At 38.9% G+C, this 17,502-nt stretch carries 12 protein-coding genes and 4 tRNA genes; 1 reads left to right on the top strand and 15 read right to left on the bottom strand.

Features of this window, described 5'->3' with window-relative positions; all coding sequences use genetic code 11:
- Positions 1 to 4: 4 nt before the first annotated feature.
- The 8 genes from tuf to rpsU all read right to left on the bottom strand — a co-directional run bounded on the left by tuf (position 5) and on the right by rpsU (position 3,511).
- Complete coding sequence (tuf, locus tag OA84_RS04350) at positions 5 to 1,192, bottom strand: elongation factor Tu (RefSeq protein ID WP_039343021.1); 1,188 nt, start codon at positions 1,190 to 1,192, stop codon at positions 5 to 7.
- Between the two features lie 316 nt (positions 1,193 to 1,508).
- A tRNA-Thr gene (locus OA84_RS04345) sits at positions 1,509 to 1,580 on the bottom strand.
- A gap of 47 nt (positions 1,581 to 1,627) precedes the next feature.
- Positions 1,628 to 1,700: transfer RNA gene (locus OA84_RS04340), tRNA-Gly, on the bottom strand.
- Between the two features lie 80 nt (positions 1,701 to 1,780).
- A tRNA-Tyr gene (locus OA84_RS04335) sits at positions 1,781 to 1,863 on the bottom strand.
- A 17-nt stretch (positions 1,864 to 1,880) separates the two neighbouring features.
- A tRNA-Thr gene (locus OA84_RS04330) sits at positions 1,881 to 1,954 on the bottom strand.
- Positions 1,955 to 2,055: 101 nt separating this feature from the next.
- Entirely contained in the window at positions 2,056 to 2,346 is a 291-nt protein-coding gene (locus tag OA84_RS04325) for an HPF/RaiA family ribosome-associated protein (protein ID WP_039343019.1), read from the bottom strand.
- A complete protein-coding gene (locus OA84_RS04320; RefSeq protein WP_039343016.1) occupies positions 2,336 to 3,232 on the bottom strand; it encodes a tyrosine-type recombinase/integrase in 897 nt (298 codons plus the stop codon). Before OA84_RS04320 ends, OA84_RS04325 begins: the two co-directional genes overlap by 11 nt.
- A gap of 81 nt (positions 3,233 to 3,313) precedes the next feature.
- Positions 3,314 to 3,511, bottom strand: coding sequence for a 30S ribosomal protein S21 (rpsU, locus tag OA84_RS04315; protein ID WP_039343013.1), 198 nt, complete (start codon positions 3,509 to 3,511; stop codon positions 3,314 to 3,316).
- Between the two features lie 91 nt (positions 3,512 to 3,602).
- Here rpsU and OA84_RS04310 point away from each other — a divergent pair, with 91 nt between their 5' ends.
- On the top strand, positions 3,603 to 6,755 hold the full coding sequence (locus tag OA84_RS04310) for a UvrD-helicase domain-containing protein (protein WP_039343010.1): 3,153 nt from the start codon (positions 3,603 to 3,605) through the stop codon (positions 6,753 to 6,755).
- Positions 6,756 to 6,804: 49 nt separating this feature from the next.
- On the opposite strand, the gene OA84_RS04305 is transcribed toward OA84_RS04310, so the two are convergent.
- The 7 genes from OA84_RS04305 to cysS form a co-directional block, all read right to left on the bottom strand.
- Positions 6,805 to 8,736 carry a transglutaminase domain-containing protein gene (locus OA84_RS04305; RefSeq protein ID WP_052252111.1) on the bottom strand — a complete coding sequence of 644 codons (1,932 nt, stop codon included), beginning with the start codon at positions 8,734 to 8,736 and terminating at the stop codon, positions 6,805 to 6,807.
- Positions 8,733 to 10,619 (bottom strand): DUF3857 domain-containing protein, encoded by a 1,887-nt coding sequence (locus OA84_RS04300; protein WP_039343008.1) that lies wholly within the window; start codon positions 10,617 to 10,619, stop codon positions 8,733 to 8,735. Before OA84_RS04300 ends, OA84_RS04305 begins: the two co-directional genes overlap by 4 nt.
- A 21-nt stretch (positions 10,620 to 10,640) precedes the next feature.
- Positions 10,641 to 11,150 (bottom strand): ferritin, encoded by a 510-nt coding sequence (locus OA84_RS04295; RefSeq protein ID WP_039343005.1) that lies wholly within the window; start codon positions 11,148 to 11,150, stop codon positions 10,641 to 10,643.
- Between the two features lie 100 nt (positions 11,151 to 11,250).
- Positions 11,251 to 11,676, bottom strand: coding sequence for a hypothetical protein (locus OA84_RS04290; protein ID WP_039343003.1), 426 nt, complete (start codon positions 11,674 to 11,676; stop codon positions 11,251 to 11,253).
- Between the two features lie 231 nt (positions 11,677 to 11,907).
- The gene (locus OA84_RS11155) at positions 11,908 to 12,864 is read right to left on the bottom strand and encodes a hypothetical protein (RefSeq protein WP_156965038.1); all 957 of its coding nucleotides are present in this window, start codon (positions 12,862 to 12,864) and stop codon (positions 11,908 to 11,910) included.
- A gap of 229 nt (positions 12,865 to 13,093) precedes the next feature.
- Complete coding sequence (locus tag OA84_RS04280; RefSeq protein ID WP_039343000.1) at positions 13,094 to 15,751, bottom strand: 4-alpha-glucanotransferase; 2,658 nt, start codon at positions 15,749 to 15,751, stop codon at positions 13,094 to 13,096.
- A 275-nt stretch (positions 15,752 to 16,026) separates the two neighbouring features.
- The gene (cysS, locus tag OA84_RS04275) at positions 16,027 to 17,493 is read right to left on the bottom strand and encodes a cysteine--tRNA ligase (protein ID WP_039342997.1); all 1,467 of its coding nucleotides are present in this window, start codon (positions 17,491 to 17,493) and stop codon (positions 16,027 to 16,029) included.
- Positions 17,494 to 17,502: the final 9 nt, after the last annotated feature.

Raw genomic sequence — 17,502 nt, 5'->3', positions numbered from 1 at the left:
GAAATTAATCTAAGATTTCAGTTACCTGACCTGCACCAACTGTTCTACCACCTTCTCTGATCGCAAATCTAAGACCTACGTTAAGAGCGATTGGCTGTAACAATTCTACAGTGATAGAAATGTTATCTCCTGGCATTACCATTTCTACACCTTCTGGCAAGAAGATCTCACCTGTAACGTCTGTAGTTCTTACATAGAACTGTGGACGGTATTTGTTGTGGAATGGAGTGTGACGACCACCTTCTTCTTTAGACAAGATATAAACCTCAGCTTTGAATTTTTTGTGTGGTTTTACAGAGTCTTTTTTAGCGATAACCATACCTCTCTTGATGTCGGTTTTTTCAATACCTCTCAACAATAGACCTACGTTATCACCAGCTTCTCCTCTGTCAAGGATTTTTCTGAACATTTCAACACCTGTAATGGTAGAAGTAAGTTTTTCATCACCCATACCTACGATGTCTACAGGATCACCAGTGTTAATTACACCTGCTTCAATTCTACCAGTAGCAACAGTACCACGACCTGTAATAGAGAATACGTCTTCGATTGGCATCAAGAAAGTTTTGTCAACATCTCTTGTAGGAAGTTCAATCCAAGTATCAACAGCTTCCATCAATTCTTCGATTTTTTCTACCCATTTTGGCTCACCGTTAAGACCACCTAAAGCAGAACCTTGGATTACTGGAGTGTTATCACCATCATAGTCATAAGAAGAAAGAAGGTCTCTTACTTCCATTTCTACAAGTTCTAACAACTCAGCATCGTCAACCATGTCAACTTTATTCATAAATACCAATACGTTAGGTACGTTTACCTGACGACAAAGTAAGATATGCTCTCTTGTTTGTGGCATTGGTCCGTCAGTAGCAGCTACTACAAGGATAGCACCGTCCATCTGCGCAGCACCAGTTACCATGTTTTTTACATAATCCGCGTGACCAGGGCAATCTACGTGAGCGTAGTGTCTGTTCGCAGTTTCATATTCAATGTGTGAAGTATTGATAGTAATACCTCTTTCTTTTTCTTCCGGAGCAGAATCAATAGAAGAGAAATCTCTTGCAGTTCCGAATCCTTTGTCAGATAACACCTTGCTGATTGCAGCAGTAAGTGTAGTTTTACCATGGTCTACGTGACCGATGGTACCAATGTTCAAGTGTGGTTTGTTACGATTAAACGTTTCCTTTGCCATGATATAAATTATTTATTAATTAATTATTCCTTTTTTCAGTGCGCAAATATAGTGATTTTTTAAATATTGAAAACTTTTTTCGATAAAAAAAAGCCACCACCAAAGATATTGATTTACACTGCGTTAGATATTAGCTAAAATACCGGACTGCAAATTTACAGAAAAATATTTATTTCTGAAAATCTCGGCGAATTTTTATAAAAACTTCAATTTCTTTTAAAAAGGAAAAATTTGCCATTTTAACCTCGAAAATTTTGTCGAATTTTTCATTATTGAAAATAAAAAAAATCCCCCTAAACAGAGAGATTTTTTTTAGAGCCAACTATGAGATTTGAACTCACGACCTCTTCCTTACCAAGGAAACGCTCTACCCCTGAGCTAAGTCGGCGAAATTTTAAAAAAAAATCACAAGCCGCTGTACTGGTTGTGATTTAGAGCGGAAGACGAGGGTCGAACTCGCGACATTCAGCTTGGAAGGCTGACGCTCTACCAACTGAGCTACTTCCGCATTTTTGTTTCCAAAAACGTTGGTAAACGGTGCGCAAATTTAAAATAAATTTTAAGATTTGCAAGGTATTTTATAAAACGTGGGGAGAGTAGGATTCGAACCTACGAAGTCGTAAGACAGCAGAGTTACAGTCTGATCCATTTGGCCACTCTGGAATCTCCCCAATATTTTATAAAACAGAGCCTCCAGAGGGACTCGAACCCACGACCTGCTGATTACAAATCAGCTGCTCTAGCCAGCTGAGCTACGGAGGCAAAGATTTTTAAAGAACTTCTTATCTCTTTTTGCGAGTGCAAATATAAGGGAGTTTTTTTTAAATCTACAAATATTATTTAATATTTTTTTACAATTTTTTTTAAGCCAATTCTTTTTTCTTGATTAGCAGCTTTTTAGCAGCTTCAGCACACAGGTCTATACTCTCTTCAAATGTGGTTGTAGTTTTCTTTACCATGATATCATCGCCCGGAACCTCCAGTTTAATCTCTGCCGTTTTATTGGCCTTTTCGCCCGTATTTTCCACTTTTAGAAAAACCGTGCAGCCGTGGATTTTGTCGTAAAAAGTTTCTAACTTATTGAGTTTTTTGTCTAAATATTCTTCTAATGGTGCATGTGGAGTCAAACCGATTGACTGAACGTTAATTTTCATAATCTAGATTTTTTTTCGCCCGCGGATGGGCACTGTTAAACACTTTTTTTAATTGTTCGATATTCGCATTGGTGTACACCTGCGTGGAAGCCAATGACGAGTGTCCCATGAGTTTTTTCACTTTCGAAATCTCCGCGCCGTTATCCAAAACATGTGTTGCAAAACTATGTCGCAGGATGTGGGGGCTTTTTTTCGCTTTTACAGACACCTGACTAAGGTAGGAATTAACCGCAGAATAGACAAACTTGTCATTTAGTTTTTTACCCTTTTTACCCACGAAAAAATACATCTCGCTCTCCGTCAACGGTTTCCTGATGGTTAAATATTTCTTAAAATTTGCTAAGAGTTTTTCCGATACCGGAATGATGCGCGATTTATTCCCCTTTCCAATGACCTTAATTTCGTTTTTGCTGAAATCAACATCATTTAGAAGCAATGATGTAAGTTCTGCGCGCCGCATACCGGTTTGGTAAAGTGTTTCGATGATGAGTTCTTTCAAAAAATCGCCGTCTTTTGGTGCTTTTTCCAAAGTTTCCAATGTGCGCATTTCATCTTCCGAAAAGGGGATTTGCTTTTCAGCGTAAAATTTTAATGATTGGATGCTTTCCAGCGGCGAAATTTCAATTTCACCCACTTTCAAAAGAAATAAATAATAGCTCCGAAGCGTCGAAAGCTTCCGGTTAATGCTGCGTTTTGCAATTCCTGTGGAACTTAATTCCGACATAAAATTGCGGATGATTTTTTTGTCCACTTTCGTGGTTTCCTGATGCGCTTCGGTTTTCAGGAGAAAGTCCGTAAAGTCTGAAAGATCTTTACGGTAGCTGGTTATGGTATGTGGCGAGTAGCGCCGTTCCACTGCAATAAAGTCCAAAAATCGCTCAATCATACCCCTGTAAGCAATAAAAAATCACTCCTCAAATATATGTATTTGAAAAGTGATTTGAATATTTTCAGAAAGAAAATTTAATTATGCCTGCTCGTCGCGGCTAATATTTCTCTGCTTGTGGGCAGCTTTCAATTTCGCCTGTCTGTTTACAACAGAAGGTTTGTTGAATTGTTGACGACTTCTAAGAGCTCTGATAGTTCCTGTTTTGTCGAATTTTCTTTTGTATTTTTTTAACGCTCTGTCGATGGATTCACCATCTTTTACCGGGATTATTAACATAGTTTACATCTCATTTTGGATTGCAAAAGTATGATTTTTTATTGAATTGACAAATTATTTTAGTATTTTTAAAATCTATTCCTAGAATTAAATGAATCCCGATTATAAAGTTATTTACGCTTCTGCCGGCTCCGGAAAAACCTACGCGCTGGTGCAGAACCTTCTCGCCATTTGTCTAAAACATCCCGCTCAAGCTGATAAAATCCAAAATATTCTCGCGCTTACCTTTACCAACAAAGCCGCGAATGAAATGAAGCACCGCATCATCAGTTGGTTAAAAGATTTCTCGGCGGAAAATTATCTTGCTAATGATGATTTAAAAAATATCCAGTTAAAGCTCGAAAAAGATGGTTTTAAAATCTCGTTGGACGATCTTCACCTGCGTTCCAGAAAAATGTTGGATTATGTGCTACACCACTACTCTACTTTAAACATTGGAACCATCGATAAATTCAACGCGAAACTCGTGCGCAGTTTTTCTCAGGAATTGGGTCTCGCTCAAAATTTCGCTTTAGAAATTAATGCCGAACCTTTTCTAATTGAAGCAGTCGATAAAATGTTAGAAGACATCGGCCAGGAAAATAATATTTCGCACGCCTTTATGGATTTTGTTAATTATTCGCTCGATAACAATGACCGTTTGAACTTGAACCAAACGCTTTATAAATCGGCGAAAGAATATGTGCAAGACAAACATTATTTTCAGCTGAAACAAAACAAAGATTTTGATTGGGATTTGTATGAAAAATCCAAAAAGAAACTTCGGGAAAATATCCGCGAATTGCGGCAAGAATCTTTAGAAATTGCGAAAAATGTGCTCAATTTGCTCGAAGAAAAAAACATCGAGATTGCTGATTTCGCCGGAGGTGCAAACGGTATTGGCGGCTTCTTTTTTAAAACATTAAGCAACAAACAAAAGCTTTACACAACCCTTCAGGAAGAGGAAAACTGCATTGAAAGAATCAGGAAAGGTGCTTCCGCAAAGGGAAAAGCAAAACAGTCTGAGATTTTAGAAATTCTGGATTTTTTGCTCTTTGAGCGGCAAAAAATTATCGCCAATTACGTTGAAATCGAGAAAAAAACCAAAATTTTAGAAGCACTTTTGCCGTTGAAAGTAAACAAAGATATTCAGGATAAACTCGCGGAAATAGAGCTTGAAAATGATTTGGTTTTACTTTCCAAGTTCAATATTATGATTCACGAAAATCTTCGTGAAGAACCTACGGCATTTATTTATGAAAAAATCGGGACGAAATTCAGCCATTATTTCTTCGATGAATTTCAGGACACTTCCTTCCTGCAATGGCAAAATTTGATTCCGCTGCGCGACCACGCAAATTCTCAGGAAAATATGAGTTTTACGCTGGTGGGCGATCCGAAACAGAGTATTTACCGTTTTCGTGGCGGCGATTCTCAGCTGATGCTGGATATCATTAATAATTCCGACAATTCCGCGGCTTCAGCAAAAGTTGAAAACCTGGAATACAATTACCGCAGCGCGAAAAATATCGTAGATTTCAACAATCAGCTTTACCTGTATATGTCGCAGTTTACGGAGCCGGAGCATCAGAAAATTTTCGGTCCGGGTTCACAGCAAATCGCAAAATCTTCCGTGGAAGGTCGCGTGCGCATTAATATGTTGGAAAATACCGGTAACAAAGCCACAGATTATGAAGCCGTTTCGGAATTAATGAAAAACGACATTCAAATGTGTTTGGATCAAGGTTTTCGGTTTTCAGATATCACGATTCTGTGCCGCGGAAACTTCGATATTTTCAGCTATTCGCAACATTTGGGAAATCTGAAAGTGACTTACAATGGAGAAGAAGTTTTCATCAAAACCATTTCTGAGTCAGGTTTAACCTTAAATCTTTCGGTAACATTGCTAGCTTTAACGGAATTTCTGCGCTGGCACGAAAACCCGAAAAACCTGCAGTTTGCCGTAAAAATGTTATACTACCTCAATGTTTTGGGCAGAATTAAAATCGAAGATTTTACGCACGAAATGAGCGAAATTTTGGCTTTGGGCAAAAAAGAAAAAATCGAGCAGTTTATCTCGGAAAAACTCAACCTCAACCTAAGCGCTGATGGATTATTGCAGCTTAATCTCTATAATTTCATCGAACACTTTTTAAAGGAATTTTCGGTGGAAGGCAAGGAAACCGATTTTCTTTTCAATTACCTCGAAATGCTGTACGCTTATTCGCAAAACGCTGGTTCTACACTGAAAGAATTTTTAAAATTCTGGGACGAAGAAGCGCAAAAAACCACAATTCAGGCGTCAGAAAATGTGGATGCCGTACAAATTATGACCATTCACAAATCGAAAGGTTTGGAATTTCCGGTGGTTTTGCTGCCGATGCGCAACAAAGCGCCGAGCAAAAAAAGCAGCTATTGGTTTGATACCAACGCCGAAGAAAAACTGTCGTCGGTAAACGTAAAATTATTTTCGGATGAACTTGTAATTTACGATGAAGAAATCTCCGCTTTTAACGCCAAAAATTCGTATCAGCAAAAAATTGATGATTTCTGTCTGCAATATGTAGCGACCACGCGCGCTGCAGAGCAGCTTTTTCTTTATGTAGAAAAAGGTGGAAAAAACTCCAATTACCTCGAAATTTTTGATTTCTTAAAAGATGAAATTCCGAGAAATGAAATGTTGGAAGAACTGACATCTTTTGATTTTTACCCAGTTTCTGAAAACGGTTTACGCAAGCATAAAACGGCACAAAAAGAGCAGTTTACCACGCAGCCGATCAGTTTCCGGAATAACGAGGAGAAAAATCCAAATGCGATAAAAATTGCAACGCCGTCCAAAAACTACCAGAACAGAATCGAAAAAGTACGCACCGGAATTTTCACGCACGAAGTTTTAGCAAAAATAAATGCTGAAAATGATGTTGAAAAAACGCTGGAAACTTACCTTTTAGACGGAACAATTACCAGTGAAGAAAAAGCAGATATCGCGGAACGGATTTATAAAATCATAAAAAACCCCGATTACGCCCGGTATTTTTTGCCGGAGCAGGTGGTGATTAATGAAAAAGACATCATGCTTTCGGCTGAAGGAAAATCGAAAATTTATCGTCCGGACCGGTTAATTTCTACCGAAAAGGGTTTCATCATCATTGATTTTAAAACCGGCGATGTGCAGGAAAAACATCAGAAACAAATTGACGAATACCGCGCTGTGCTGGAAATTTTAGGTCATCAGGTTGCGGAAACAGCAATTATTTATGTTTAAAAAAAAGACCGGTTTTGCAAGGAAAAACCAGTCTTTTTTTTAAATTATTTTATTTTTTCACCGCGGTGACTACCTGCGATTCAAGCTTGGTTACGTTGTCGTAAATCTGCTTGAAAAACGGATAATAGTCAGCCGGAAACGATGAATCATCAATCTGCACGGTGGTTTCAATGGTCAGCTTGTTCTCTTTCTGAGTTACAAGATAAGTGTATTGTATCGCGCTGTCTTCGGTACGGATTTTCTTCGATTTCGGAACATTTTCAAACTTGTATCCATCCGGAAGTGTAATCGTTACTTTTTTCACACGGTCAAACGCCGAATAAAACTCAATTGCTGATCTTCGCGGTTCTGTTTGGTTGTAGCTGTGGTTTTGGGAATAAAGAAATAAAAGTGGGTTAAAGACCATTTTATTTCCGATATGATCCACAAAACTGTCGGCGGAAAAATCGAAAGTGGTTTCGAAATCGTTATTTTCGTGCAGCTGATGTTTTAAATTGGTGAACGGAAACCTGTACTCATCCTGATAGTTTTTCGAATAGGTTTTTTGGTCATCCGTAAAGGCTTCATTGGCGATCATCGCATACAATTTGGTATCGAGGTCGGCAAATCTCCCTTCAACAGTACCGTCAGGATTTAATTTAGCGTCGATGGAAAGTATGGTTTTGCTAACTTCGGGGTAAAGAACGTTGATGAGTTTTGCATCGTCTTTCGACATGATGATTCCCGATTCGTTAAGGGCGCGCGGCGAAACCATATTAAGCTCCGTCAGTTTTGAAGTACCGTCTAAAAGATAAAATTTCCCATTGTCGTCAAATGACGCTAAAACAAAATTAAGCTGTGAAATAGACGGATTATAAGTGGTAAGTTTCCCACGATTAATGGTGGAAAGCACCACAGGATCCGCATTTAAACCAACATTCCTCAAAAGCATTGTCAGCAACAAATTAATTTCTGCGGTATTACCGATTTTTGTGGTGATTAAATTTTTGATGCCTTTATCAGTAAAAGCTTCATCTTCTTTATTCCAGGTATAATTGTTCTGAACAAATTTTAAAACAGCAGCAGCTTTTTCCACTTTGGTGGACATTGCAGCAATTTCATTCGGTGACAGGTTTTTAACTAAACTCTCTTTTTTCAGCTGCTCGCCGAAATCGTCGTGGTCATACAGGCGTTTCTGGATATCCTTCCACGAAATTGAATACGACTTGAATATGTTGTTAAACAACGTGGAATTCAGTTCTGCTCTAACACCCGTCTTATAATTATCATTGTTTAAAACATATCGCTCATCCTTGAAAGCCGGCAGATCTTCGTAAGCGTAACGGTGTGTCTGAAACTGGTTTCCATACAGCGTTTTATGACCGGCATCGCGGTGTTTAGGTGCTACACTTCCTTTGTAATTAATGGAATATCCAATCGGCAGTGCGTGGTCAAAAACAAACTCTACATAACGCGTTGGAATTTTCGATTCAATTATAGTTCGTGGTGTTGAATTTAAAAAAGGGCTGAAAATTGTGTAGGAATACTCTACCACAGAACCGTTTTTTACGTTCGCAAAGGCAAATTTGGTGATGGTGTAATTTTTATCTTCTTTAGATTTAAATTTTTCGTCACGCGTAATTTTAGTCGGTGTAATTTTATCATTCTCCCAGTTGTAAGTTACAACTTTCAGGTCGATGAGCTTCTCCGAATCACCTTTTCCGTTGTTGAAAACAGGGATTTCATAATCCAGGTATTCTCCGGCATTGTCTTTATTGTAAATTTTAACGCGGCTTACAATTTCCTGCTTCAAGCTTCCGTCATAATCAACAATAAAATGAACGGAACGGTACAGTATTTCTGCCGGTGCGTCGGCATCAATTTCAGATTTTGTTTTTTGCAGATCTGCAGCAGAAATTTTCGGGTCGTTTAAAAATTTATGTTGGGAATAAAGGATGCTCGCAAAAAAACATCCAATTAAAAGGGGTAATTTTTTAATCATATTTTGGAAATTAAAATTTTTGTATTGTCTTTAGTTGCGGTTTTTTTCCGGAAGTCTACATAATCTTTAAATTTTTCTTTCGGATAAATACCCTTTTTAATGGTTAAAATTCTTCGGACCAGCAATTTTTCACCCTCCATTTTATAGGTCAGAGAATAAGAACCGAACTCCGTGGAAAAATCTGAAGTTGCCGGCAAATCCGCAAATTTATAACCTGCTGGCGCCGTAAACTCTATTTCGTAATCGTCCTGAAACGGAAAAGCAGTTTCGAATGGAAGCATTCTCTCGGTGTTGGTGGTGAAAGAAACCGGCAGGTAGAACGGCATTGCCGGGAAAAACAAATCATCACCCAATTTTTTAGCAAAACTTTTCGCTTTCAGGTTCAGATCATAACTGATTTTTGCATCGTCGCGGTTGTTGGCAAGGTTTTGCATGGCTAGGTCATCAATCTGTAAATTGAAATGCCGGCTTTTCAGTGCATCTTTAAGTTCATCTGTTTTTAAAGTCATTAAACTCAGATTGTGGTCATATTGACCACCGGTGAACTGAAAGTTTGCATCCGAAATTATGGAGCCGTCTTCTGCAAGTTTTACTTTTGCGACCATCAATTCCTTGCTGTGTTCCGGTTTATAAACAGGTGTATCAATTATTTTAATCCCAGTTTCATCCACAGCCAAAACATTTCGGTTATAGGAAGAATAATTAAGGTGATTATACGCAACGCGTTGCGAAGTATTTTCTAACCAAATTTGCTCCTTTTCGGTAGGGACCATCAAAACCACGTGATTTCCGTCTAATTTAGGAAAATCTTTATCAAAACTGATCACAGAATCATCACTGTAAATCACTGAATAATACGACGGAATTCCTGCGGCAGTAAGCAAAGTCCGCATATAATTGGTAAGCGCTTTACAATCGCCGTAGCCTTTTTTACTAACTTCCGCCGCCGGCATCGGTTGCCAACCGCCGATTCCCATGGAAATCAAAACATAGCGCGTTTTGTTCTGCATGTACTGATACAGTGTTTTTACTTTTTCCGAAGTTGAGCCGGATAAATTCAGTGCCGCAACTTCCGCTTTAATTTCAGGTGTAATTTGCGAAACCGGCGTTATGAGATCATTAAAATACCATTTACCGAAGCTGTTCCAATCTGTTAAATCACCCTGTTTACCTGCTAAGGTGAATTTTTCCGGTGAAAACTCCACTCCTGGCACTAAATAATCAATACTTGGTGATAAATCTTCAGGTGCAAACGCGCTGATATTCTGATAAGAGTATTTCCAGACGTTACCTTGCTTATTTTCTGAAACTTTAGCTAAAGGTTTGTCGCTCTTTTTCGTTCTGATTGTAATTCCCGACAAATTCGTAACGCTGAAGTTGCTTTTCTCCACCGCCATATTATAGCTTCGTACAGGGGAGAAATTGCTTAAATAAATGGTGTTGGATGTGCTGGTTTCGTAAGTTGTTTTTAATGTAAAAGGATATTTTGGCGAAACCGGCCGAAGTACCAAAACACGGTCATCCGTGTACAAGCCAGCACTTGGATTGTTCGTATAATCTGAAAAGTCTTTTTTCGAAAATGTTTTGCTGAGCTTTCCGGTTTCGTCAAACATTTCAACTTTTATATTGCTGATTTTCGTCGTAGGATTATATGGAATGTAAACTGTAGCAAATGGATCACCCGCCGCGCTCAGAATCGTTATCACCTGTTTTTTCGTGATGGTCATTTCGTTCACAGATTTCAAAATGTAATCTTGTGACTGTTCGCGGACTACGGCGTTCGCGTTCGTAAGAAGGTTTTGTGGAATTGATGAAACAGCATACTCCTGAGCGCTACTGTAAATCGAAAAAAAAGCACAAAACAGCAGGTAAAATTTATTCATATATAAATTTTTTAGGTGAATTTAATTTCCGGCTTCAGGCTGAAAAGTGCGTTGCGCCAGTTCCTGATCGAAAAGATAAAGCGCGGACGGATTGTCGGAAACCATTTTTATCTTGGAAACCAGCTGCGAAGCGTTGGCCTCTTCTTCAATCTGTTCGGTTACAAACCACTGAAGGAACGTCACCGTAGCGAAATCGCCTTCGTCATTGGCATTTTTCAGAATATTAAAAATGCTTTTTGTCACCAGTTTTTCATGTGCAAACGCTTTCTCGAAAATCTCGACCGCGTTCACAAATTCGTGTGGCGGCTTCTCAATTGTTCCCATTTCGATAGCGGCGCCCACGTCATTTAAGTAGTCGAAAATCTTGTCGGCATGCATCAGCTCTTCTTTACTTTGCACGCGGAAATAATTTCCTATCCCGTCTAAATCCCGCGCGTAAAACCATGCGGACATTGCAAGGTAATATTGGGCGGCGAACTGTTCATTGGTAATTTGCTGATTTAAAAGTTCAGCGACTTTTGTACTTATCATAATTTTACTTCTTTCTCAAATATAATAAAAAAAAGGCAGCAAAAAAGCGGAAATAAATTCCGCTCTAACATTAAAAAAATAAAACTATGAAGAACTATTTTTACTGCGCTTTTTGCATTTGGTGCTTTTTCATCATATCACCTTTTTTGTGCATCATTTGGCGCTTCTTCTGCATTTTTTCCTGGTTGCTTGCCATCCATTTTTGGTATTGGTCCGGAGAAAGAATTTTTTTCATTTCAGCCTGATGTTCTGCGCGTTCGGCTTTCATCTTTTCCATTTTGGCTTTTCTTTCCGCCTGTCTTTGTGGTGCCTCCATTTTTCTTTCCGCCATTCTTTTTTCATGAAGCGTTTTCAGCTGCGCAACCTGTGTTTCAGTAAGATTTAACTCGGTTTGCATTTTTTTGAAATGATCAGCTTTTTTCTGTTCCATGGTTTGCTGATCTTTTTTAGCCATCTGACCGTTTTGTTGTGCAAAGGCAAATGTTCCAACTGCTAAAAATGCAGCACTTAAGATTAATTTTTTCATTTTGTATATATTGCTATTGTTGATTTATATGGTTTTGATGCCAGATAAATCCGAGAGTTAAAGCTGCTCTTCATAAAATTATGTTAAATAAAAATTACCCACATTTCAGGGCTTTTTTTCTGAATTTAACATCGAAGCCAAAATCGAAAAAAAAGTGCTTTTAGCGGCTAAAAAAAGAGCAGTTTAAAATTAAACTGCTCTCCCATCATTATTAACATTAAAAATCTAAAATTATCGGGAAGTTAATCGGCCTCCCGAGTTTCTTACGCTGGAATTTCTGGTTCCTGCGCCGGCGTCCTGGGTGGAACTGCCGGAATAATTTTCCATTCTGCGAGGTTGGGTTGCATTTCGCATAGATCTGTCTGGCTGTGCTGTTTCTGATCTAAATCCTGAATTCGAAGGCATTTCTGCCGGTCTCCTTGTGGAATTTGATCTTGTTCCTGCATCAGTTCTTGCGGATGCATTTGGTTTCACAGTTTCAGACTTAAAAGTATTTGTTCTTGTACGTGAAGCACTTTCATTGGTGTCATTTCTAAAACCACTGTTGCGGTTCGGAGTAACTGTTTGTGTTTGTCCGGTGCGCGACGGCTGTTCAAAACCAATATTTCTGCGCGAATTATTCTGGTGATAATTGTTTCGGTCCACACGGTAAACATTCACATTTACACTTCTGTATCTCGGTACTACGTAAATATTTCTGGCGTAGTGTCTTTGGTTATAATTCTGGTAATAAATTACCGGGTTGTACCCGTTATAATAACTGTTCTGAAAAACGACAAACAAATTCGGTCCCAAAATTCTCTGCAAAGCATAGAAGCGGTCGTAATACCATCTGTCTGGGTTATATCGGTAGTAAGAATTCCACGCGCTGAATGAAGAAAAACTGTCGTTCAACATCATAATTTGCTGAATTTGCCACGGTGAAAGTCGGTACATCGAAAAGAAGCGGTTCCAGTTTACATTATTAATGCTGCTTCGGTAGTCGCTGTAATAATTTCTGTACAGGTCATTATTGTAATAATCACTCGGATATTCGTAGTAATAATCGTCCGGGAAATAAAACGCATCATCGTCATCGCCGTAGTAGTTGCCATTTCCATAGCTGCTGTTCGGGTAATAATCGGGATAATTTTGAGCGGAAACCAATGTCATTGCAAACACAGATAAACCTAGTATAATTTTTTTCATTTCAATTTCAATTTATGTATTGATTCTTTAACTAATAATTAAAAAACGTGCCATAATTTTCAGTGATAATTAAATTCAGTATAAAAATAATCAGCTGCTTTTTGTATTAGCTGGTTATTTGATATAAAAATAAAACAGAAGTTAAATGCAGTGATTCAACTTCTGTTTATTCCGGGCTAAAACGCTATTTTTTAGCGATTTATATAGCTGCTATTTTTGGGAACTATTTTTAAATTCTATTTGAATCAGAAATCCAGTACGCTATTTTTTTATTGAAATCTGACTCTGCTACCATATCTTCTATGTTCAGATGCATTCTATAGCGCCAGTAATGCGGGAAAACGGCCGGTTGGTTAATACGTTCTTCTTCCATATTCGGGTTTTTCAGCTTATTATCGGTTGCTAAAAACTCTTGAATCGGAAAAATTGCCAGCATCGCGTTGTTGTACAAATGCTGAAGCATTATCATTTCCGCCAGCTCACATTCCAGATGCCATGGCGCGGTACCGTATTGCCCCAGCTGATGCTGAAAATACTTTTGCGTCAATTCACGGTCTTCCTGCCACCACTGCCGCAAGGTAGAACTGTCGTGCGAACTCGCCGTCACCACATTCATATAAGTCGCATTTTGCGGATCGTACCACAGCGAATCATCGGCGGGCATTCTCTGCACTTTCAAAGCGGTAATTCCCAGACGGTCCATCACCTCGGGAACGCAATCCGGAACCAAACCTAAATCTTCACCGCAAATCAGCATATCGGTAGAATTCAGTATGACCGGAAGTTTTTCCATTCCCTGCTGATACCAAAGTCCGTCCTGTCGGTGGAAGAAATAATCCCGGTATAATTCGGAAATTTTCCACTTTTCGCTGTCGTTTAGGTATTTATAAGAATCTGTTTTCTCCACATTAAAGCGTGGATGATAAACATATTGATCATTGCCGAGCGCTTCCTGTAAAAACAATACGTTCGCAGCTAAAGAAAGCAGTGGTTCTTCTGCCCCGTTAAAGGATCTTGTTTTAAAGTAATCAGCAAGTTTTCGCTGGGTATCAAATTCTTCTTTGAAAGTGTAAGTTCCATCGAAATGGTTATTCAGGAAATGCTCCTGAACATCATCGCGTTCCTCGCCGAAATAATCCCACAAAATCTGGTCGTTAATGAACGGCTTGCAAAATCTTTCATAATCAAAATGAATATCCCGCGCGTGAAATTCTTCAATTTTAACCGGAACAGCAGGATAAAAATATCCCAAAATTCCTTGGGTCGCGCTCATCGGCATTCTCCAGATTCGGAAAAATCCTAAAATATGGTCGATGCGCATCGCATCGAAATATTGCTCCAGCGCTTTGAAGCGGTTTTTCCACCAGCGGTAACCGTCGGCTTTCATCGCTTCCCAGTTGTAGGTCGGAAATTCCCAGTTTTGACCGAGTTCAGTAAACTGATCCGGCGGTGCGCCCGCCTGAAAATCCATACCGAAAAGTTCCGGTTCGGCCCAAGCTTCCACGGAATAGCGGTAAATACCGATCGGCAAATCACCTTTAACCGAAATTCCCAAGCGGTGTGTATAATCTATAGCGTCTTTTAGCTGCAGATGAAGTTGGTACTGAACCCAGGCTTGCAACATGGCAGCAGCAAAATCTTTGTTTTTTGGTGAAAAGAACGGCGAAACTTTACCAAAAATAAATTTTCGGTGCGTTTTCCATTCATTGAAGTTCGGCGTTTGATATCTATCGCGTAAAACGCAGAAAGCTGAATACGGTAAAAGCCATTCTTCATTTTCTTTCAGGAATTTCTTAAAATTTCTGTCTTTTAAAATTTGGTCAAAATTGCCGGCAAAAATTGCTTTTAAATATTTCCATTTTCCGGAAATTACTTTTTCATAATCGATGAGCGAAAGTTCATTCAAAGCATCTTTTTCTGCTTTATATTCTTCAACTAAATCATTCGGTATAGGAAAATCTAGTTTTTCAACCGACAAATATTGCGGGTGAAGCGCATACACCGAAATCGCCGCATATGGATAAGAATCGGTCCACGAATAATTCGCAGTCGTGTCGTTAATCGGTAGAATCTGCAAAATCGAAAGATTGGTTTCTTTCGCCCAATCTGCCAGATTTTTTAAATCGGGAAATTCACCAACACCAAAACCATTTTCGGTTCGTAACGAAAAAACCGGCACCGCAACTCCGGCGGCATGGTACATTTCATGCGACTTGAAACGGAAATAATGATCGGATTTTATTTGAAGTGCATTGTTTTCAGCGTTCGGCAAAGCCCAACGGTTCGGGCCGTATTCCACACCGAAAACTTCGCCGGTCTCGATGTTCATCAAACCGTATTTATATTCGATCATGTGGTTTTGCGGCAATACCACAGCGACTTCCCAGATTCCGAAATCTGTCTGATTCATCGGCAAAGTTTTCAAATATTGCCAATTACCCAGCACTTCGCAGTTTCCCAGCATGACAATCTGCCAGTCCGGATTATACACCGGCGCTTCCAGGCGGAAAAGATGGGTGTGTTTTTTTAGCGCGCTAACTTTACCGGGTGTAAAGCTTTGAAGCTTATTCTTAAGAATTTTATTGTTCAGGTAATTCTCCGGGAAATTTTTGGCGTTCCAGGAATCATAAATTACAAACTCATCATAATTATGCGGAAAAGCCAGATAGTGCACCGAATATTCTTCATTAATAATATTGCCGTGCTGGCCGGTAACCCGATATTTATATGAAATGGTTTTCGAAAAAAAATCTATTTCACCTGTCCAGTTTCCATTATCGGTATAATTAAGGTGATAAATTTTCTCTTCAATTCCGTCATTTAAAACCAGAAGTTGCAGATTTTCACCAACTTTCGTCTGGAAATTTATATTAAGATAAAGTTTCATCAAATTTATTTTTTAATGACTGCAATTTAGCAAATTTTTCAAGAATGAATACCAAATTTTAGCTGCTTTAAAGGTGATATTTTTCAGTTTAACTATTGATAATCATTTTATTACAGAACCAATACAAACTGATACGAAAAAATGTTTGATTAAACATTTCCGCCAGGTGAAATAAAAAAACCTCCGAAGAAATTTCTTCGGAGGTTTTATTTAATAAAAATTTTAGCTGCTATTTGGGCATTTTTTTCAAAAAAAATAAAATGCTTCAGATAACCTTATGATATCGAATACGTTGTGCCGTCTCTTCCGTCTTTAAGCTCAATTCCTTCGGCAAGCAAACGATCACGGATTTGGTCTGAAAGATCGAAATTTTTGGCTTTACGCGCCTGATTTCTGAGTTCAATTAAAACCTGTAAAGTCTGGTCAAGCTTTTCATTGTTATTTTCCTCGATATTCTGCAAGCCTAAAACATCGAAAATAAAGCTTTTCAGCAAGGTTTTCAATTCTTCTAAATCCTGAGCGGAAATACTTTCTTTTCCTTCTTTTAATTTAAAAATGAAATTAGCAGATTCAAAAAGATGTGCTATTAAAATCGGTGAATTAAAATCGTCAGTTAACGCAGCATAACATTTTTCTCTCCAGGCTTCAACATCAAAACTGGAAACCTCAGCACTGGAAAAAGTTGTATTTGAAAGCACCTTCAGCGCTTCCATCAAACGCTGAAATCCTTTCTCACTTGCGATCATGGCCTCATTGGAAATATCCAAAACGCTGCGGTAATGCGCCTGCATAAAATTGAAACGCACGATAGTCGGATGAAAAGCTTTTTCGAAAAAGTCGTTGCTTCCGGAAACCAATTCCATCGGTAAAATATAATTCCCGGTAGATTTACTCATGCGCTGACCGTTCATCGTCAGCATGTTTGCGTGCATCCAGTAATTAACAGGTTCTACACCATTGCAGGCTTTTCCCTGGGCAACTTCACATTCGTGATGTGGAAATTTCAAATCCATTCCACCACCATGAATATCAAATCTTTCACCTAAATATTTAGTTGACATGGCTGTACATTCCAGATGCCAGCCCGGAAAACCTTCACCCCACGGCGAATTCCAGCGCATAATATGTGCAGGCGAAGCGGCTTTCCACAAGGCAAAATCCTGCGGATTTTTCTTTTCGCTTTGTCCGTCGAGGTCGCGCGTGTTTACAAAAAGTTCTTCAATATTTCTACGGGAAAGTTCACCATAATTTAAACCGCGGCGGTTGTATTCCAAGACATCGAAATAAACGGAACCGTTCCTTTGATACGCAAAACCTTTATCTAAAAGTTTCTGCGTCAATTCGATTTGCTCTAAAATATGTCCCGTCGCAGTCGGTTCGATCGTTGGCGGAAGTAAATTGAATATCTCTAAAACTTTATGAAAATCTACGGTATATTTCTGTACGATTTCCATCGGCTCCAGTTTTTCCAGGCGCGATTGCTTTACGAAACGGTCATTATCAACATCGCCGTCGTCTGTCAAATGTCCGGCATCCGTAATATTTCGCACGTACCGAACTTTGTAACCAAGGTGCACCAAAGTGCGGTAAATAAAATCAAAAGACATGAAAGTTCGTACATTTCCCAAATGCACATTGCTGTACACGGTAGGGCCGCAAACATACATCCCGACGCTGTTTTCGTGAATAGGCGTGAAAATTTCTTTTTCACCGGAAAGGGAATTGTATATTTTTAAATTCATTGTTTTAAG

Source organism: Kaistella solincola (genome assembly GCF_000812875.1).
GTDB lineage: Bacteria > Bacteroidota > Bacteroidia > Flavobacteriales > Weeksellaceae > Kaistella > Kaistella solincola.
Note: the sequence above shows the minus strand (reverse complement) of the source record. Positions and strands in the feature narration are given on the sequence as shown.